The 19,220-nt window shown below is 50.8% G+C and carries 18 protein-coding genes, 1 tRNA gene and 1 pseudogene; 11 read left to right on the top strand and 9 right to left on the bottom strand.

Going from position 1 to position 19,220, the window contains the following annotated elements:
• Positions 1-157 precede the first annotated feature (157 nt).
• Positions 158-544: a Fur family transcriptional regulator gene (locus ACZ48S_RS01855; protein WP_464213499.1), complete on the bottom strand. Its 387-nt coding sequence runs from the start codon at positions 542-544 to the stop codon at positions 158-160.
• Between the two features lie 188 nt (positions 545-732).
• Here ACZ48S_RS01855 and ACZ48S_RS01850 point away from each other — a divergent pair, with 188 nt between their 5' ends.
• Both ACZ48S_RS01850 and ACZ48S_RS01845 read left to right on the top strand, forming a co-directional pair.
• On the top strand, positions 733-1,833 hold the full coding sequence (locus ACZ48S_RS01850) for a hypothetical protein (RefSeq protein WP_464213497.1): 1,101 nt from the start codon (positions 733-735) through the stop codon (positions 1,831-1,833).
• A 32-nt stretch (positions 1,834-1,865) separates the two neighbouring features.
• Positions 1,866-2,240 carry a pyridoxamine 5'-phosphate oxidase family protein gene (locus ACZ48S_RS01845; RefSeq protein WP_464213495.1) on the top strand — a complete coding sequence of 125 codons (375 nt, stop codon included), beginning with the start codon at positions 1,866-1,868 and terminating at the stop codon, positions 2,238-2,240.
• 74 nt (positions 2,241-2,314) lie between these two features.
• Here ACZ48S_RS01845 and ACZ48S_RS01840 read toward each other — a convergent pair whose 3' ends face one another.
• On the bottom strand, positions 2,315-2,458 hold the full coding sequence (locus ACZ48S_RS01840; RefSeq protein WP_464213493.1) for a hypothetical protein: 144 nt from the start codon (positions 2,456-2,458) through the stop codon (positions 2,315-2,317).
• 234 nt (positions 2,459-2,692) lie between these two features.
• Between ACZ48S_RS01840 and ACZ48S_RS01835 the strand changes: the two genes are divergently transcribed.
• Positions 2,693-5,116 (top strand): efflux RND transporter permease subunit, encoded by a 2,424-nt coding sequence (locus ACZ48S_RS01835; RefSeq protein WP_464213491.1) that lies wholly within the window; start codon positions 2,693-2,695, stop codon positions 5,114-5,116.
• An 83-nt stretch (positions 5,117-5,199) separates the two neighbouring features.
• On the opposite strand, the gene ACZ48S_RS01830 is transcribed toward ACZ48S_RS01835, so the two are convergent.
• The 5 genes from ACZ48S_RS01830 to rsmD all read right to left on the bottom strand — a co-directional run bounded on the left by ACZ48S_RS01830 (position 5,200) and on the right by rsmD (position 7,782).
• Entirely contained in the window at positions 5,200-6,099 is a 900-nt protein-coding gene (locus tag ACZ48S_RS01830) for an epoxyqueuosine reductase (RefSeq protein WP_464213489.1), read from the bottom strand.
• 70 nt (positions 6,100-6,169) lie between these two features.
• Positions 6,170-6,242 (bottom strand) — tRNA-Ala (locus ACZ48S_RS01825).
• Positions 6,243-6,360: 118 nt separating this feature from the next.
• Positions 6,361-6,624, bottom strand: coding sequence for a YfhL family 4Fe-4S dicluster ferredoxin (locus tag ACZ48S_RS01820; RefSeq protein WP_464213487.1), 264 nt, complete (start codon positions 6,622-6,624; stop codon positions 6,361-6,363).
• Between the two features lie 112 nt (positions 6,625-6,736).
• Entirely contained in the window at positions 6,737-7,222 is a 486-nt protein-coding gene (gene coaD / locus ACZ48S_RS01815; protein ID WP_464213485.1) for a pantetheine-phosphate adenylyltransferase, read from the bottom strand.
• Positions 7,219-7,782, bottom strand: a complete 564-nt coding sequence (rsmD, locus tag ACZ48S_RS01810; protein WP_464213483.1) for a 16S rRNA (guanine(966)-N(2))-methyltransferase RsmD — start codon at positions 7,780-7,782, stop codon at positions 7,219-7,221. Before rsmD ends, coaD begins: the two co-directional genes overlap by 4 nt.
• Positions 7,783-8,088: 306 nt before the next feature.
• Between rsmD and ACZ48S_RS01805 the strand changes: the two genes are divergently transcribed.
• Positions 8,089-9,162, top strand: a complete 1,074-nt coding sequence (locus ACZ48S_RS01805) for a DUF4870 domain-containing protein (protein ID WP_464213481.1) — start codon at positions 8,089-8,091, stop codon at positions 9,160-9,162.
• 258 nt (positions 9,163-9,420) lie between these two features.
• The gene (locus tag ACZ48S_RS01800; RefSeq protein WP_464213479.1) at positions 9,421-10,083 is read left to right on the top strand and encodes a methyltransferase family protein; all 663 of its coding nucleotides are present in this window, start codon (positions 9,421-9,423) and stop codon (positions 10,081-10,083) included.
• 80 nt (positions 10,084-10,163) lie between these two features.
• On the opposite strand, the gene ACZ48S_RS01795 is transcribed toward ACZ48S_RS01800, so the two are convergent.
• Positions 10,164-10,427 carry a hypothetical protein gene (locus tag ACZ48S_RS01795; protein WP_464213477.1) on the bottom strand — a complete coding sequence of 88 codons (264 nt, stop codon included), beginning with the start codon at positions 10,425-10,427 and terminating at the stop codon, positions 10,164-10,166.
• Positions 10,428-10,754: 327 nt separating this feature from the next.
• Between ACZ48S_RS01795 and ACZ48S_RS01790 the strand changes: the two genes are divergently transcribed.
• The gene (locus ACZ48S_RS01790) at positions 10,755-11,612 is read left to right on the top strand and encodes an FRG domain-containing protein (RefSeq protein ID WP_464213475.1); all 858 of its coding nucleotides are present in this window, start codon (positions 10,755-10,757) and stop codon (positions 11,610-11,612) included.
• A gap of 27 nt (positions 11,613-11,639) precedes the next feature.
• Complete coding sequence (locus ACZ48S_RS01785) at positions 11,640-12,749, top strand: beta family protein (protein WP_464213473.1); 1,110 nt, start codon at positions 11,640-11,642, stop codon at positions 12,747-12,749.
• A 46-nt stretch (positions 12,750-12,795) separates the two neighbouring features.
• Here ACZ48S_RS01785 and ACZ48S_RS01780 read toward each other — a convergent pair.
• Positions 12,796-13,284: pseudogene (locus ACZ48S_RS01780) on the bottom strand (sce7726 family protein); the annotation flags it as partial.
• A 606-nt stretch (positions 13,285-13,890) separates the two neighbouring features.
• On the opposite strand from ACZ48S_RS01780, the gene ACZ48S_RS01775 reads away from it, so the two are divergent.
• From ACZ48S_RS01775 to ACZ48S_RS01760, 4 genes are all read left to right on the top strand, one after another.
• On the top strand, positions 13,891-14,223 hold the full coding sequence (locus ACZ48S_RS01775) for a zinc-ribbon domain containing protein (RefSeq protein ID WP_464213471.1): 333 nt from the start codon (positions 13,891-13,893) through the stop codon (positions 14,221-14,223).
• Positions 14,224-14,541: 318 nt separating this feature from the next.
• On the top strand, positions 14,542-14,844 hold the full coding sequence (locus tag ACZ48S_RS01770; protein WP_464213469.1) for an RNA recognition motif domain-containing protein: 303 nt from the start codon (positions 14,542-14,544) through the stop codon (positions 14,842-14,844).
• 221 nt (positions 14,845-15,065) lie between these two features.
• A complete protein-coding gene (gene radA, locus ACZ48S_RS01765; RefSeq protein ID WP_464213467.1) occupies positions 15,066-16,466 on the top strand; it encodes a DNA repair protein RadA in 1,401 nt (466 codons plus the stop codon).
• A 194-nt stretch (positions 16,467-16,660) separates the two neighbouring features.
• Positions 16,661-19,219 (top strand): ATP-dependent Clp protease ATP-binding subunit, encoded by a 2,559-nt coding sequence (locus tag ACZ48S_RS01760; protein WP_464213465.1) that lies wholly within the window; start codon positions 16,661-16,663, stop codon positions 19,217-19,219.
• The last annotated feature ends 1 nt before the right edge of the window (position 19,220 follow it).

Here is a 19,220-nt window from a genome sequence, read left to right as displayed (position 1 = left end):
CACTCTATAATAAATCCATGCAGGTATTCCGTTAGTAAGAGACCAGAGTATCTGCCCGTAAGATTACCGGCGCCAGTCCGCGGTAAGCCCTCGGGAAAAATCAAGCCCGGTTAATTTCTATTTTAGTTAAAATTTTCATATTTTCCTGTTTCTCCTTTTATGATTTTTGCTGACAATCATTGCAAACACCGCGAAACTCAAGCTGATGATACAAAACCTTGAACCCGGTCCTGTCGGCAATACTCCGATCCATCTGGTGATCAACTGGCTGGTCCAAATCAAAGACCCGATGGCACTTGGCGCATCGGAAATGGTAGTGTCTTTTCTGATTGCCTTCGTAACGGCTGACAGTGCCGCTAAGGTTAAGCTCCGATATTTTTCCTTCTTCCCGCAATACTTTAAGGTTGCGGTATACCGTACCCTTGCTGATATTGGGCAGTATTTTACGCACTTCGTCATAAATCCAATCCGCCGTCGGATGCGATTCAGTATTACAAAGAACGCTAAGGATTACTTCACGCTGTTTAGTTTCTCTTCTAATCATTATCAATAATAATTCCTAATACTAATTTAATGATTATATCACAAGAGAATCATTACCATTTAATTCGCTGGTTAATTCGTGGCATTATACCTAATTTTTCCAGCCAATCATCCGAAAAACTGGAGTAAATTTTGCCGCAAAGCTAATCCGGTGTAGTATTAGAAAGGGAAATTTTAAGGAGTCTTGTTATGAACGACAGGCGTATCGGGCAGCAGTACAGCGACAATGACCGGCAGTTACATGAAGCAGCCCAGGACCTCATAAAGAAACGCACGGACAACGGTCTGGAAGGGCTGGTAAAAGGCCTGGACCATATAATCATCAACACGGAACCAGACAACCAGGAGTCGGCAGCCCAGGAACTGCTTGATTACACCGGTCTTAACTGCACTGAGGCGTTTGAAACTAAAAATGCTATCGTCTATGTACTTAAAACCCGGGATTCGGCGGATTTCCTGGTAACCTCCCGCAAAGATAACGACAACCCTTTCCGGGATTATAATCTGCATCCCAAATCCGCACACCTGCCGAATACCAGGCTGGAAACGCTGGTATTTGAAACACCGGACCTCGAGAAATACGTTGCCATTCAAAAAAACCTCGGCGTCACGTTCATGACCGACGACATCATCGAATACGAAAACCGGCTGTTCATCCAGTCCAAACCGTCAGCCTATACCGGCAATTCCACCGGTTTTATCCAGTGGCTCAGCGGCAAAAAATCATATCAAACGAGCCGGGACAAGCCCCTTGATAAAATACTTCGGAAACCGCAGATGAAGTACCTGGAAAAAATAAAATACCTGGACCACATCGCCACCAGGGTCAAGGCGGAAAACCGCGATAAGGCAATTCTTGAGTTTATGAACCTGACCAACTATAACTTTGAATTCGCCATCCACCTGGAAAAGCTCAATTCCATCACCAGCGTTACCCGCCGCTCCAAGAATGATTTCGCGCTGGTTTTTACATCCGGCATTGCGGCAGACACCAGCGAAGAATCAATGGGCCCGACCGAAAAATTCATCCGCAACTATGGAACACGGGCGCATCACATGGCTTTCCACACCGAGGATATCGAAGATACCTTCAATCATCTGAAAATAAACGGCCTGGAGTTTATCAGCGAACTGGTCGGCTCACCGGCTGACGGTCTTAAACAAGCTTTTTCGGCTGCTTCGCCCAGCACGCTGCTGGTAAATGAGTACATACACAGATTCGGCGACTTTGACGGGTTCTTCACCCGGAGCAATACCGAAGCACTGACCAAAGCTACGGAAAAACAATAGGTTTTTAATAATTACTAACAGGAGGCAACTGCATGGATTTAGGAGAATACTTTGATAATTCCCAGGGTCACGGGGTACTGGCCACGGCGGACGCCGACGGCAAAGTTAACGCGGCGGTTTATGCCCGTCCCTATTTTACTGATGAGAATACAGCCCTGTTCATCATGACGGAGCATCTCACTTATGAAAACATTAAATCCAATCCGTACGCGGCCTATCTCTTTATTGAATCCGGCAAAGGCTACTCCGGCAAACGGCTGTACCTGAAAAAAATCAAGGAAGAGCAGAACGAGGAACTGCTGAAAAGCATCTGCCGCAGATGTGATTATTCACATTACGATATCAGCAGCCGGCACATAGTTTATTTCAGCGTTGAAAAAGTGATACCACTGGTGGGACAGGCATAAGATACGCCGCGCAGCAAAATGGTTAATCCGGCCCCGGGGTTTCATCCTTCACGAGGATGATCATGCGAGCCTTCTCAGCAGCCAGGCTCGCCGTGGTGGCCGCAGCAGCCCTGGCGTTTGGTCAGCTTGATGAAATTATTGCGGAAAACCAGGTATATTTTCCGGTGCAGCGGCATCGGGGCTGACATATTGGTAAAGAAGGATTTAATATTGGGCATATTTATTATTTCCGCTAAACTGGAGTAATTGTAGCACCATGGCGAACTGTCCTCAATAATGCCGCATCAGCGCATCAAAAACCGCTGCTTTCAGCGGAAAGGCCAAGTGAAATACTTTGAATTACGGATTTTTAATTAAGACGAGGCAATTCCAGGTGTTACTCGCTAAGGAGCAAGGTAATGCAGTTCCTTTTTAGACAATTAGTAAGGACTCTCACAAAACATCCGGCGGGGGTGATTTCAGTTGTCCTAGGCATTACCCTGGTATTTGCCGGGTTTGCTTCACAATCAGTTACCGTGCAGGAAGTAATAACTGAGGAGAATGAAGTCTCCCAGGCACTGAATACTATCGACGAAGTATTCGAAGAATCTACTTCAGTCCTGCAAGTCGTCCTGGAAGCAGACCGTGATATAAGGTCTGCTGATTCACTAAAGACTGTCACCAGGATTGAAAATGCCATCCGCGAAAGCAATGCCGCGGCAACACTCGTTTCAGGAGAACAACAACCCCCAATAGTCAGCTTTCTCAGCGGCGTCGCCCAAGCGGCACAGATGGCTGGTATAGACCTGGACTCAATTGATGATGAGACAGTAATTGAACTGCAGAAACAATCTTCCCAAAATCTGCCGCCTCAATTCGCCAGTCTCTTTGAGGGATTGCTTGCTTCAGGGAACCCGCCGACCGCCGGATTGATGCTGGTGTTTCAAAACACCGCAGGACTTGACCAAAATCAAGTTATTGAACAGCAAAGGGAACTTGCTGAAGTTATCTCGGAGGTAGAACCTCCTCCGGGATTAACAATTACGCCATTCGGATTCGGCCTGCTGCTGACAGCCAGCGACCCCGGACCGGAAATCGGAAGACTGTTTGGTGCGGCAATGGCTATTATCCTGCTGGTGCTGGCCTTCGTTTACTGGGTTAAACCGCAACCCGGGCAACGCAGGATGATATTGAAACGCACCGCCATCGACGTGGGGCTTACGCTGGCCATAATTCTTATGGCTGTGGTCTGGATGCAGGGAGCGGGAGTATTATTGGGTCCTGATTATCTTAATTTAATCGGATATTTTTCACCTCAGACCCAGGTAGTACCGATTTTAATAGTCGGACTGGGTGTTGACTTCGGTATTCACATTTTATCCCGCTACCGCTTTGAACTGAGTTCGAACGGGAAACCGGAAAAAGCCTTTGACATCACATTGAACAAAACCGGCCTGACACTGATGCTGGCAACCGGAGCCACGGCTATTGGCTTTCTCACCAATCTTTCCAGCCCGGTTTCATTCCTGGCTACGTTAGGAGTCCTTGCCGCCGTCGGCATTGCCGCCGCTTTCGCGCTGACCGTAACTTTCTTACCGGCGGTCCGCTTCATATTAGACCGGCGCGCCGCAATAAAGGGAAAACTGCCGGTAACGGCTCTCGCCAGTCAGTCCAAGGGGCGTTTATCCAGCCTGGCGGGCAGAACCGCCTGGCTGGCCGAGCGCGTACCGGTGCTGACCGTTATTGGAGCTTTGATTCTGACCATTATCGGCGGCTACGGTTTTACCCAGCTCAAAAGTGAATTCAATCTAACCGACTTTGTCCCCAAAAATGAACCCATGCTGGCCACCCTTGATACGCTGAATCAACGATTTGATGGCGGCTTTGAAGAAAGAACCCAGGTTCTCATCACCGGCGATTTGGCCAACCCTCAGACACACAACAGCCTCATAGAAGCGGTTGAAGCCGCCGGAGATGTTCCAGGGGTGCAGAATGCCGGTGAATTTACTGACGCCAATTCACTCGCGTCCATTATCAGGCAAACTTTCAGGACTGACCTGGCCAGCGATTTAGCCAGCTTTGGAGTAAACGAAAACCTGACGGTAAGCTCAAATACAAATGTAGCTGAACTATACGACTTTCTAATAAGGGAAGCACCGGGAGCTTCCCAGGTTTTAGCCCGCGGTGAAGGTGATAATTTTTTAACCAGAGTTGACCTGCGAACCACCGGCGGCCAGAGCGGAGCCGCCGCATTGGAGGCTGATCTAAACAGCGTATTCGCACCCCTTGAAGGCACGGCTACAAATGTGGTGACAGCGTCTCAGTCTATTGCCCAGGCACGCCAGAGCGAGGCCATAGAGAATTCCCAGCTACTCTCTCTATTCATCGCGCTGGGAGGGGCGATGCTGTTACTGATATTACATTTCACCATCTATGCCAGACGCCCGTTCATAGGCGTCATAACCATTCTGCCGGTTGGACTGGTCCTGGCTTTAACCTTCGGAACCATGGCCATAACCGGTATTCCCATCAACCCGGTAACAGCAACACTGGCTGCTCTATCCATCGGGATAGCAGTCCCCTTCACCATTCACTTTACATCAAGATTCCTGGAGGAGCGCAAAAACAACTTCAGCTGTAATTCCGCTTTACGGCATACTCTATCTCAAACAGGCGGCGCGCTTGCCGGCTCCGCGCTTACCACGGCTATCGGATTCGGGGTATTGATCACTTCAACGCTGATACCATTCCAGCAACTCGGCCTGGTAATTGTGTACGCCATCACCTTCTCACTGATGGCGTCAATCTTGGTACTGCCCAGCCTTTTAGTCCTTTGGGACTCAAGCGACCGAAGAAGGCATGGGTTAACAACAGAGAGCAATTGCCAGGATACATAAGGAATTGAACTATCGGTTCCAGGCAAATACGACAGCAAGACTTTTACTGCATCAGTTTATAGTTATGTCCTGAACCAGGCGCCTCAGGAAGAAGCGCTGCCCTTAGGTATCCTGAATTCACAGGGTACTTTAGTCTGGCAAAGGCCGCAGCCGGCAACACTGATATCTTTGTAATAGCCGTTTTTTAGCGTATCCGCATAACCGATATCATCCTGATACTGCCGGCATTTGAATTTATCGTGCCCTTCTTCGGTAATAGCCCCGACCGGACAGCGTTTAGCGCAAACCCGGCAGTTGACTCCCCGGTAGAACAGGCAATTGGAAAACGGCCCCTGGGCGGTCCTGGGACTGGCCGGCAGCCGGAGACTGGTAACCACGCTGCCGCAGCGGTGGGCGATGCCGCGCTCGGAAATAAAACCGTCGTTCAGGCTGAAGGTGCCGAGGCCGGCGGCATAGGCAACGTGACGCTCCGACCAGTTGGTGTAAGGCCCCCGTTCACCGGTATATTCCCGGAAATACGACTGCGTCACCGGCGCCGTTGCCAGATAGCCTCTTTCGGTCAGAAAATCCACCAGGTACCGGCGCAGTTTGTCGTTGAACTTTTCACCGTACCAGCGCGTATGCGACCAGAGGCGGCTGGGAAGAGACTTCTCAGCGCGGTTGGCCTTGCGGGTCTGCTCCGCCGCCGGCAGAATCCAGCTTATTACCGCAAGGCTCTGCGGCAGGTCTTCCGGGCGCTTGCCACAGGCGGCGGCCAGCGCTTCCCGCGGGGTGAAGTGAGACGGGGAGATAATGGTCTTGTACTCCTCAAAAAGAGGGTCATCCCCGTCAGCGAACTTGACCAGAGGCTCATCCCAGATAACGAAGTCATCCAGGAAGGCAAGCCGGTTGTCCGGACTGGTACGGACCATTTCGGCAATCATCTGTGTGATAAGCCGCGCCGGTTCTCTCTTTAAGTTTTCGGAATTTGGTAATGGTTCCATTGCTTTTACCCTGGGCTTAATTAAAGGAAATACCGGATAAATGGTTTGAAATACCCGGATTGCGGAAAAATGGAGCTGAGGGGATTCGAACCCCTGACCCTTGCGATGCGAACGCAATGCTCTCCCATCTGAGCTACAGCCCCACGCAGAGAAAAATTATAGCACAACACGCTTCAGCGCGCCCCGGCAGTTGAGAAATGAGGGCAAGAACAGGCGGCCCCGGTTAAGGGCCGCCTGACTATTTACAGAATATTTCCTGGGTTATACCTTGGGTTCTTCGCCGGGATGAAGGCCGCGCCATTTCTCCAGGAGCTGGTCCTCGGTTTCCTGGTGGGCTTCGTCAGGGACGCAGGAGTCCACCGGGCAGATATCGGCGCACTGCTTGGTGGAGAAGGAGCCGACGCATTCGGTGCACTTGTCAGGGTCGATAACGTAGATAGTCTCACCCTCGGTGATAGCGTTGTTGGGGCACTCCGGTTCACAGGCGCCGCAACTAATGCATTCCTCGGTAATTTTGAAAGCCATTTTTTTCTTTTTTAACCTCTCGCCTTATTGGTATGTTCCATTATAGCCAAAAAACCGCCTATGGTAAATAGCCAACCGCTAATTATGAGGAAATTACTGCCAAAAAAGCATATTAAGACGCTGAAGAAACCTTTTTCTTAACCGCCTCAGCCACGAACGGCGGCACCAGGTCAGTAATATCACCGCCGAGCCGGGCCACCTCTTTGAGGATGCTGGAAGAAAGGAACTGGTAGTCCGGCGAAGCCAGCAGGCAGACCAGTTCAATGTCCGGGGCCAGGCGGCGGTTTATCATGGCCATGTCAAACTCCAGCTCAAAATCATTGTTGACCCGGAGACCGCGGACAACGGTACTGACATCTTCCCGGCGGGCGAACTCCACCATCAAGCCGGAAAAAGGCTTGACAACTACATTCGGCAGGTCGGCCACCGCCTTGGCCGCCAGGGTTACCCTTTCGTCCGTAGTGAACATGAGCTTCTTTTCCGGGGTGTCATAGACACCCACGATAAGCTGGTCAAACAGCCGGGCCGAACGCCGGATGATATCGATATGACCGGCGGTGATTGGGTCAAAGGAACCGGGGTAAAGCGCTGTTTTCATTCTGCTTTCTCCTTGTGAAATATGGCGATTACGGAATCTCCGTGACGCCGCTCCTTGAGCATCTTCAGGGCGCCGTAGGCCTCATCCAGCGTAACCCGCGGCGAATGGGTGATGACCAGCCAGGTATGGGGGCCTATCAGTTCCGTTTCAGCCATCCTGGCCAGCAGTTCACCGATGTCTTCACGCCGGTAAGGCGGGTCCATCAGGATGACATCATAGGTCTTTTCCAGGTAGCCCACCGCACGCTCCACCGGTGAGCAATGAACATGCGCCCGGTCTGACAGACCGCATTTTTTTAGATTGTCCTTGATTATAGCACAGCATTCCCGCCCCTGCTCCACAAAATCAACGTACCCCGCGCCCCGCGACAGCGCTTCAATGCCCAATGAACCGGAGCCGGAAAACAGGTCCAGCACTTCTTCCCATTCATCGGTCAGGTTGGCCAGCATGGAGAAAATGGCGCCGCGAACCAGCTCAGTAGCCGGGCGGGTGGCGCGGCGGTCAGGCACCCGTATGGGGCGGCCTTTGCACTCCCCGGCGATGATTCTCATATAACCCATGGGGGCATTTTACCGCGATAGAGTTACTGAATACTAGGAAGGAAGCGTCAAGAAATCCTAATATCTAATATCTAAACGCTAAACAATATCAAAGAATATTCAAGTTCCAATTTTCAAATCAAAAAACAATCAGGTTTTTAGTGTCCAGTTTTAAGTTTTCAGTTATCAGTGGAGTGGATTAACTGGCTCTGGAAGAGAACGAAGAGGCTGGAGGCAAGCTGGGAGTGAAGAATGACTCAATATTAGTTGCAGGGCTTGAGTTCGTAATACGCTGTTATTGAAAATAACCGCCATACGGGGTATCCTATGGCTGCTGGTTTTGCGGCAGGCCACAATGACCAGGGAGGCCGAAACATGGAGCTTTCCCCGGAAGAGCGAAGAAGAATCTACGAAGAAGAGAAGCGAAAGCTGGAGGAAGAAGCCGACCAGCCCGAGAGCGAGGAGCAACCCCCCGGCGCCACCAGCACCGGGCTGGCTCCCAACGTAGCCGGGCTGCTGTGCTACCTGGGCATCTGGGTTACCGGCCTGATTTTCCTTTTCCTGGAACAAAAAAACCGGCAGGTCCGCTTTCACGCCGCCCAGTCCATCATGGTTTTTGTCCCCCTTTCAGTAGCGGGAATCATTGTCAGCTGGATACCGGTTACCGGCGAGGCCATAGCTTCACTCATTTCCCTGCTGAGCCTGGTGATGTGGATACTGCTGATGATCAAGACCTACCAGAATGAAAAATTTGAGATTCCGGTAATCAGCGACCTGGCCCGGCAGCTTACCGGAGCGCCGAGCGCCGCGGCATCGGAAGAGTCATCGGGCGAAAAAGCGCCAGCCGATACTGAAACCGGCACCGAAGAGTCACCGGCTGAACCACCCGGACCCGTGAGTAAAAAATACGTGCCGGGCACCCGGGCCGGCAGGGCAGCAGAGTCCAGCATCACCATTGCCTGGTCCGCGGTTCTACTGGTCTTTTTCAACTTCTACCACGAATACCTGGCCTTTTATCACCAGGAAACGGTCGACGGCACCGTCGAATGGATCAAGCAACCGTTCTTCACCGCCGACATTGAACTATGGCTGCCGACAATCAACATGGCGCTGGCAGGGGCTATCACTGGCCACATAATAGCCCTGATATGGGACAAGTACCTGCTCCGGGAATCGATAAAAGTGGCCGTTGATGTCATGGCGCTGGGAGCGGTCACCGCCCTGGTGGGCATATTCCCCTTTGACTTCTCCGTCCTGCCCGGCGAGGTGCTTACCGATATTGTCAGCACCGCCGTCAATATAGCGCTCATAATTTCAGCCATTGCCCTGGGCATCGGAATCCTGGTGCGGGTTACCAAGCTGCTGATAAACCTGATGCGGGGTATAAACAGCTACCAGTGACCAGGTAAATTCCAAATATCAAACAATATTTGGGTTGACGGTTATTAGTAATCAGTTATCAGTAGTTTAGAGTTTTTAGTTCTCAGTTTTCAGTCAATAACGGTAAAAACAAACCACACCCCCTACTATGAATAGACCTGCGGCCAGCAGAAAAACCGGCCATCAGGACAGGTCAAATCCCGCTCTATGCCCGGTGCGTCCTTCCAGGCCCGGCGTTATCCTGTATAACGAGTCCAAAAGTATTACAGGAGGCAGGACATGGAAGAACATTTCGGCAACTGGTGGGCGGTAGCCGCCTGGATAGTTACCTTCGGCATCTTTCTATTATTCATCCCCTTTTTCAAGAAAAGCCAGCGCAAGCCGGCCAGCGTCTACCTGGCCTTCGTGGTAGCCCTGGCGCTGGAGATGTTCGGCATACCGCTTTCAATGTTTGTCATTTCCGGCTTGATCGGCTCCTCGCTGCCGGAAGGAGTGCTCTGGGGGCATACCCTGGTTTCAGTCATCGGCGAATGGGGCATGGCGGCCGGCATCTTGTGCTACCTGACCGGCATCGGCCTGATAGTCTGGGGCTGGCGCGACATCTACAAAAACTACTGGAGCAAGGATGAAGGCCAGGGCGAACTGGTGGAAAAGGGTCTTTACAAATACATCCGCCATCCACAGTACACCGGCTTCCTGCTGATCACCCTGGGTATGCTGCTGGAATGGGCCACCCTGCCGCTGCTGATCATGTGGCCGATACTGGCGGTGCTCTACTACCGACTGGCCAAGAAGGAGGAAAAGGAAATGGAATACTACTTCGGCGCCAGGTACGAGGCCTACCGCCAGCGCACCTCCATGTTCCTGCCGCTGCCCAAATTCAGGTCTTCCGCCAAGAAACCGGCACCCGGCCGTGCCCAGTATGAAACGGAAACTACCTGATACACACCACTGTATAAAACCAAAGAAGGGGAGTTCCAAACGGAACTCCCCTTCCCTTTTACCTGTTCAGTTGTTACCAGTTACTCAACCGGGATAACGCAGTCCTGAACCCGGGCGCGCTCCTGGCCGCCGCCTTCACCGGGCACCCGGTCTTCCGACTGGCCCAGTCGCTGCTGGATGGGGTCACAGTCACTGGTGCATTCACCAGCCAGCGGGCAGTCTTCCTGCAGCCGAGGGGCGTCACCGCCGCCGAATCCAGCCGCCATCGCGGCACCGGCAAAGGCAAAGAGCATCACCACCGCCACTCCCAGTGATACCAGCAGAGTCCTTAGTTTCTTAGTCATTTTCTTCCTCCTGATGTTTTTAGGTTTTCTAACCTTTCTATACCCATTATAAAAGGGGATTATGAACAGATTATGGATAGATGATGGGGTTTTTGTGGGGATGGTTTCCAACCTAAGGGACGAGTTAAATACTAAAAATATACTTATATTAAACCTTTTTCCTTGCGGCATGACTACTGCGACCTTATAATGGCCTGAGTCAAAAAGAATTGAATCAAGCTACAATATTAGTAGCACTCAAGAAAGAGCCATAATCTTGCAGTGTGACAATACTATAAAAACAGCGGTTAATAAGTTAATACAAAAACAAATCGTGGGATTTTCATTTTGTTTAAAGTAATAAAAACCAAATCTTGGGATGAAACAATACGTTTAGCCTCAGATCTGAGTGGGCAATGGGCCTTTCGTGGGCAAACAAGAGAATATTGGGAATTATCCACAACATTAGAAAGAGCAATCGACTCGGTTGATTCTAATGATAAGTTGATTACAAACTCAGAAAAAGAAAAGGCTATTCTTTGGGAATTCAAAAGACGTGGGCACCATTATTTGTCTTCTGTGCCAACAGCGGACCAACACCTTGAATGGCTTGCCCTAATCCAGCATTATGGCGGTGTAACTCGTTTGCTTGATTTTTCATATTCCTTCTATGTAGCAGCATTTTTCGCGGTTGAAAAGTCAGACCCAAATGAAGATGCAGCAATCTGGGCAATCAATCTAGATATTGTCAATGGTGTATTCAAAGAGAGAATGAAGATTGGAAATGAATATCGAAATAAAGAAGAACTCAATCTGAAATACAACAAAGAACTGAACAAGCTTATTTGGAAACATGATAATGTAAGTATGGTGTTTCCTGTAGAACCCACTCGTATGAATGAGAGACTAGCAATCCAACAAGGGCTTTTTTTATTTCCAATGAACCTTGCTGTCAATTTTGAGGCGAATTTGGCTGCAGTATTTGGAAAAAGTGATGAGGTTTTCAAGAACCGGGCGTCTGCCGACTATAATCCAGATATACACACTTCAACTGAATTGAATAAGGTTGTTGTTATTAAAATAATTGTACAAGATTTTCTGAGAGAGGCTATACTCAAAGATCTATGGAAAATGAATGTCAATTCTGCAACGTTATTTCCCGGAATTGAAGGGTTTGCTCGATCTTTGAGATATCATCTACTATAGGTGACATTGAAACGGAGGTTATATTATATGTTAAATTTTGGAGTTGAGCATTATGTCCCAGTTATTAAAGGGAAAATGGGAGAATTTAGAGCCCTAAAAGAACTCACTGATAAAGTTAAGGATTCAATCACACCCTTAGTGGAAGTGCCCTCAATTCCATGGGATTTTGATGAAGAAGAACCCGCAAAAACAATCGAAGATCACTTAAAAAATTTCATTCCAAATATTGCGAATCATTGGGGAAAAAACAGACCACTTTTTGTGGATATGAATTTAATCCCTACATCCGAAACAATCGGTGGAACCCATCCCTTATTAAGTATCTTTTCTCAAGCAAGAGCCAAGGATTTACCGTTAATCCCGGTAACAGGGATTAATAGAGACCCAGATTACACAAAAGCGATTAAGGAGATAACACAGCAAGACGGTAGTGGGTATTGCATTAGAATTGAAATATCCGATATTGATAACGACGAATTTGAACAAGCACTAGAAAATTTTGTTTCAAATCTCGAAGTACAGAAACCTCAAATTCATTTAGTAATTGATCTTAAAGAGATTCAGTCGAGTCAACTGGGCTTATTGACACGTTCTATTAGAGATATAATTCGGTCATTACCAGATCCAGAACGATGGGCAACCTTAACATTGTGTGCTACCGCTTTCCCTCAAACAATGAGTGGATTTGAACCTAACTCGATTAGTTTGATAAGTAGAGTTGAATGGCAATTGTGGACATCATTATTCCACAATGCATCAAGGATTCCGAGAATGCCAAGTTTTGGAGACTATACTGTTGTCCATCCAGAATTGTTAGATATAGATCCTAGGATAATGCAATTGGGTGCAAAAATAAAATATACGTTTGACAATGATTGGATAATCGTGAAAGGCACAAGCATCAAAAGAGGAGGTTCAGATCAAACACGAGAACTCTGTCGACAATTGACTACCTTACCGGAATATAGCGGATCAGAATTCAGTTGGAGTGATAATTACATTTATCAGTGTTCTATTGGTTCAGAAGGGGTCGGGAACCAGACAACTTGGGTGACTGTAGGCGTGAACCATCACATTTCTTTCGTGGTGAATCAAATCTCAAACTACCTCGTCTCTTTAGAGACGCCCTGTTCTTGAGCGTTTCCCTAACAATCGTCGATAATTGCTGTACTGGTAAGTTACAGGCCAGAGTAGACCATAGGTAACGGCGAGGCTTACTTTTTAAACCGAAGGCTAATTCTAATTCTTCCAAAATTGAAAGAGCTTCACTTTGCCACAATAGTTGCACGAGAGCATAAGGATCGATACTTGGATTATTTTTACATTCACGAATGGTCTCTAATTTCACATTCTTCCCGACTTGCCGAGCCCACAATATGCCCCACCACTCTGGGATATATCGTGAGATAGTGTCAATATATTTATCTCCAGTAACAATCGTGATGGTATCAAATACTCTGCTGTATATTTCCTGTTGCAATGGTAAGCGGTCAAGGGTGTCATTTTCACTTTTAATTTCAAAGCCATGGATCTTACCATTAATTACAGCCAAATCTATCCTGGCCTCCCCTTGACATATACCGAATTCGTTAACAACTAATGTTTCATGATCCTTAGGGAAGAGTGTCAGTACAGTTCGATTTAGACTACTTCTAATATCTGCTTCACGCATTTGAATTTATTCCAATTCGCAAACTATTATCAACGTTATTTTTCGAAAAACGTAGTGGCTTATCCCAATTAGGACTCTTACACTTTGGACACACCCTAGGTTTCTCATCACTTCGTGGTAACCATTCATGGCTGCACCTACACCTGCAACCATCAAGTTTCACTAGCCCGATTTTATTATTAATATCTACCAATTATAACTCCAAACAGTAAATACAAAAAGTAACTACAGACAATATACTATGGTTATATTCAAAAATCTACTATATGATAGTATATACCATAGGTATATACTATATCTATTTATATAATACTCCAAACAAGCACTGTCAATATTGCCTGAACTAATTACCCATTTCCAGTATATACTCAGGTGAACTTGCGGCAAAATAATGAGATGCATTCAGGGAATCAAGCTCCGTTGTAATTTGGGGAAAAACGGAGAGGAAATTATTATAACAATCACCCCAATTTGCTAATTCCCCAGACATGCTGTATATTGGTAGTAGTTAGTTTAGGTTATTACACTAAATTCTGAATCGCCCTTCGATTCATAAAGCATTGGATGACCAGCCCTAACGAGTATTAAAGAGAGGAGGTCATCCAGATGGCTTATCAACCCAAAACCCTTACCTGCAGCGACTGCGGCTCCACCTTCACCTTCAGTGTTGAAGACCAGGAGTTTTTTGCGGAAAAAGGATTCACTAATGAACCCAAGCGCTGCACTACCTGCCGTTCAGCCCGCAAGGCCGAGCGCAACAGTGGCGGTGGTTACGGCGGCGGATTCGGCGGTGGACGCGGCGGCTACGGCGGCGGCGCTCGCCAGATGTTTCCGGCTACCTGTTCTGACTGCGGCAAGTCAACCGAGGTTCCTTTTGAACCCCGTAATGGCAAACCGGTCTATTGCAGTGACTGCTACCGCAAAGTTAATTCACGCTAATTAACAAAACTTTGTGAAAAAAAAAGAAACAGGCCGGAGAGATTCGGCCTGTTTCTTTTTAAGCACTAATATCTAATTTCTAATCACTAAACAATATCTAATACTTAAATTCAAAGGACCAAAACGGTTAAGTAGTCAGTTTTCAGTTGTCAGTTATTAGTAGTTTAGAGTTTTCAGTTCTCAGTTTTCAGTTATCAGTAGTTAGCAGTTTTTAGTTTATGGATTCCCGGCTTTCGCCGAGAATGACAAAGTATATATAAATCTCAAATTATCAACGGCCGGGGATATAAATTTATCGGGCGGAAGAACGGAGGAAGCATGAGCAACATGAACATATACGTGGGAAACCTGGAGATGAGTGTAACCGAGAGTGAACTGAAGCAGCTTTTCTCCCAGTATGGACAGGTAATCACCGTAACCATCAAGAATGACCAGCATTTCGGCAGCGGCAAGACAGCCGCCTATGGCTACGTGGAGATGCCCTCTAACAAGGAAGGCTGTTCCGCCATCGCTAACATGAACGGCAAGCGTCTCAAGGGACTGGTAGTCAATATGGTTGAGGCCATGCCCATGTCCCACGAACCCATCCGGGAGCGACGCCGGCGAGGGCGTTGGAGTTAAAGGGCGGTTATCAGTTATTAGTTATCAGTTCACAGTTTTCAGTTTTCAGTTTATTTAGTTATCAGTTTACAGTTGTCAGTTTTCAGTTTGTTTAGTTACTAGTTTATAGTAGTCAGTATTCAGTTTTTTAGTTAACAGTTCACAGTTGTCAGTATTCAGTTTGTTGTTTTAGTTGCCGGGTATTACTTGCACCACCAGGTCCGATGCGCTAAAGTTCCCCCATGCCCAAACAACGCATTATTTTTGTCTGCTCCGGCTGCGGCCATGAGAGTGCCAAGTGGCAGGGGCGATGCTCCGGCTGCGGAGAGTGGAACACCCTGTTTGAACAGACGGTAAGCGCCGCCAAAACTCCGGCGGCCAGGCGCCGCGGCGCCCAAGCCGGCAATACCTCACAAGCCCTTTCCGAAATAGACCTTTCCGACGGCTCCGAACGCACCACACTGGGCATGGCCGAGGTGGACCGGGTGCTGGGCGGCGGACTGGTAGCCGGTTCCCTGTCACTCATAGGCGGCGAGCCGGGCATAGGCAAATCCACCCTGATGCTGCAGGTGGCGGCGCGGATGGCTGAAAACAGCGCTTCCCCGGTGCTGTATGTCTCCGGCGAGGAAACACGGCCGCAGATCAAGATGCGGGCGGCCCGGCTGAAAATACCCGGCCAGGGGCTGTACCTGTTTAATGAAACCGACCTGGAAGCCATCATCGACGAGATGGATAAACTAAGTCCCTGCCTGGTGATTATAGATTCCATCCAGACAGTGCATACCGCTGACCTGGAAATGGCGCCGGGGGGCGTCAGCCAGGTGAGAGAGTGCGCGGCACGCCTGGTGACCTGGGCCAAGGCGAACCGGACGCCGGTGATGATTGCCGGCCACGTGACCAAAGACGGCGCTATTGCCGGCCCGCGGCTGCTGGAGCATATTGTTGACGCTGTGCTGTACCTGGAAGGAGAACCCTTTTCCAGCTACCGTATCCTGCGCTCGGTCAAGAACCGCTACGGCTCGGTCAACGAAGTGGGTATATTTGAAATGAAAGCCGACGGCCTGAGAGAAGTGCAGAACCCATCCGAGGTCTTTTTATCCCGCGACCGGCAGCACCCCATTGGTTCGGCAGTGGTGCCGGTGCTGGAAGGGTCACGCCCGCTGCTGGTGGAGATACAGGCGCTGACCAACGCCACCAGCTTCGGCCAGCCGCGGCGTACCGCCAACGGGCTGGACTTTGGGCGGCTGCTGATTATTACCGCGGTGCTCTCCCGCCGGGCATATCTCAAGCTGGGCAACCAGGACGTGATTGCCTCGGTTACCGGCGGGCTGCAGGTGGATGAACCGGCGGCTGACCTGGCGGCGGCCATTGCCGTGGCCTCCAGCTATAAAAACATCAGCGTTGACCCGCATCTTATTGCCATAGGCGAGGTGGGGCTTTCCGGCGAGATCAGAAACGTGCCGCAGGTGGAACGGCGGCTGGCCGAGGCGGCGCGGCTGGGTTTCCGCCGCGCGCTGGTGCCGGCCTCAGCCCGGGCCAAGTCTCCAGCAGCTGACTTTCAGCTGGTCCACGCGCGCGACATCAAGCAGGCCCTGGCGGCGGCGCTGACCGGCCGGGCGGAAACGCCGGCTGAAGCGGAATAAAAACATTTTGCCGAATTTTATTTTTTCCCGCCGCTGACCCGTGGCGGAACCGGACGTTATAGCTGTTGCCGGGGGCGCCAAAGCGCCGCCGCCGGGCGGAAGACACCGGCTGAAACGTATTTTATAGCTAAAGCGCTTTACGGTATTGCCTTTTTGGCTTATAATGGATAGTATCCAATGGAGGTTTATTAATCATGGCAAGCAGGTTTGATAAGTTCTCGGAGCGGGCTCGGCGCGTACTGACCTACGCGCAGGAAGAAGCCCAGAACTTGAATCATAATTATATCGGCACCGAGCATATTCTGCTGGGTATGGTGCGAGAAGAGGACGGCGTGGCCGCCAGGGTACTGACCAATTTGGACGTGAACCTGGCCAAGCTGCGTTCCGCGGTGGAATTTGTCATCGGCCGCGGCGAAAAGCCGTCTTCCGGCGAAACCGGCCTGACCTCAAGGGCCAAGAAGGTCATTGAGCTGGCTATTGACGAAGCGCGCAGCCTGAACCATAACTACATAGGCACCGAGCACCTGATGCTGGGCCTGCTGCGCGAGGGCGAAGGCGTGGCCGCCGGGGTGCTGGACAGCTTCGGCATCACCATTGAAAAGGCGCGCGCCGAGATTACCCGGGTGCTGTCACAGGGCAGCGTCAATCGTCCCGGACCGGTCAAGGCCGCCAGGCCGTCACAGCAGGGCAAGACGCCTAACCTGGACGCGGTATCCCTGGACCTGACCGCCGCCGCCCGGGCCGGCAAGCTGGACCCGGTGGTGGGAAGACAGAAGGAAATTGACCGGGTTATCCAGATTTTATCCCGACGCACTAAAAACAACCCGGCGCTCATCGGCGAACCGGGCGTGGGCAAAACTGCCATAGTTGAAGGACTGGCCCACCGCATTACAGCCGCCGATGTGCCGGAAACACTGGAAAACAAGCGGCTGGTGTCGCTGGACATAGCTTCACTGGTGGCCGGTACCAAGTACCGCGGTGAATTTGAAGAACGGCTGAAAAAGATCCTGGAAGAGCTGCGCTCCGTGGGCAATATTGTGGTCTTCATCGACGAATTCCACACCATGGTCGGCGCCGGGGCCGCCGAAGGCGCGGTGGACGCGGCCAACATCATGAAGCCTTCACTGGCCCGCGGCGAAATCCAGATTATCGGCGCTACCACCCTGGACGACTATCGCAAGCATGTTGAACGCGACGCCGCCCTGGAACGGCGCTTCCAGCCGGTACTGGTGGAAGAGCCTTCACTGGAAGATACTATTGAGATACTGCGCGGCATCCGCAGCCGTTATGAAGAGCATCACCGGCTGGATATAACCGATGACGCCCTGGAAGCGGCGGCCAGCATGGCTTCACGCTATATCTCCGACCGCTTCATGCCGGACAAGGCCATCGACATCATTGACGAGGCCTCCTCCCGCGTGAGAATCCGGCACCGCACCAAGCCGATGCCGCTGAAGGATATGAAAAAAGCCGAGGATTCCTACCGCCGCGACAAGGAAGCGGCGCTGGCAACGCAGCAATACGACTTTGCCGCCGAACTGCGCGAGCGGGAATACCAGATAGCCGAAAAGCGGCGCAAGATGGAAGAAGAGTGGCAGCAGGAGCAGGGGCAGGAGAAGCCCAAGGTGAGCAAGGAAGACATTGCCGACGTGGTCAGCATGTGGACCGGCGTGCCGCTTCTGCAGCTGACCGGCGACGAAACCCAGCGGCTGCTGAAGATGGAAGAAGTGCTGCACGAGCGCATCATCGGCCAGGAAGAAGCCATAAATACCATCGCCAAGGCGGTCAGGCGGGCCAGGGCCGGCCTGAAGGACCCGCGGCGGCCGATTGGCAACTTTGTGTTCCTGGGCCCGACCGGCGTGGGTAAAACAGAGCTGGCGAGGGCGCTGGCCGAATTCATGTTCGGCTCCGAGGAAAGCCTGGTGCGCATTGACATGAGTGAGTTCATGGAAAAATTCGCCGTGTCCCGGCTGGTGGGGGCGCCTCCCGGCTACGTGGGCTACGACGAAGGTGGCCAGCTGACCGAAGCGGTAAGACGCAAGGGCTACTGCCTGATACTGCTGGACGAGATTGAGAAAGCGCATACCGATGTGTTCAATATACTGCTGCAGATCTTTGACGACGGGCATTTGACCGACGCCAAGGGACGGCGGGTGGATTTCCGCAACAGCATCATCATCATGACCTCCAATATCGGCGCTGATTTGATCCGCAAAGGATCAGGCGCCATCGGCTTCAGCACGGCTACCGACGGCGAAAAAGCGGTGGAGGCCAACTACGAGAAGATGAAGGACAAGCTGCTGGCCGAGGTCAAGAAGAACTTCCGGCCGGAGTTTTTGAACCGCATAGACTCCACGGTGGTCTTCCACTCCCTGACGCCGGAGCAGATACGCCAGATTGTGGACCTGCAGCTGGTTTCAGTCACCACCCAGCTCAAGGAAAAGAGCGTGGGCCTGGAAGTGGCCGAGGCGGCCAAGGACATACTGGGACGCAAGGGCTACGACGAGGTTTATGGTGCCCGGCCGCTCAGGCGGTCTATCCAGGACATGATAGAGGACAAGCTGTCCGAGAAGCTGCTCAAGGGCGACTACGGACCGGGCGACACGGTGGTGGTGGATGCCGCCGGCGAGGGCGAGGAACTGACCTTTACCGTGAAACCGGCGCCGCCGCAGCCGGAAGCCAAGGAAGAAGAAGAAGAAGAGCATCCGGCTCTGGTGGGCGGTGACAACAACGGCGGCAGCGCCGAAGAATAGC

The sequence above is a fragment of the Dehalogenimonas sp. NIT-SK1 genome (assembly GCF_055384165.1).
This window is presented reverse-complemented; position numbering and strand designations above follow the sequence as displayed.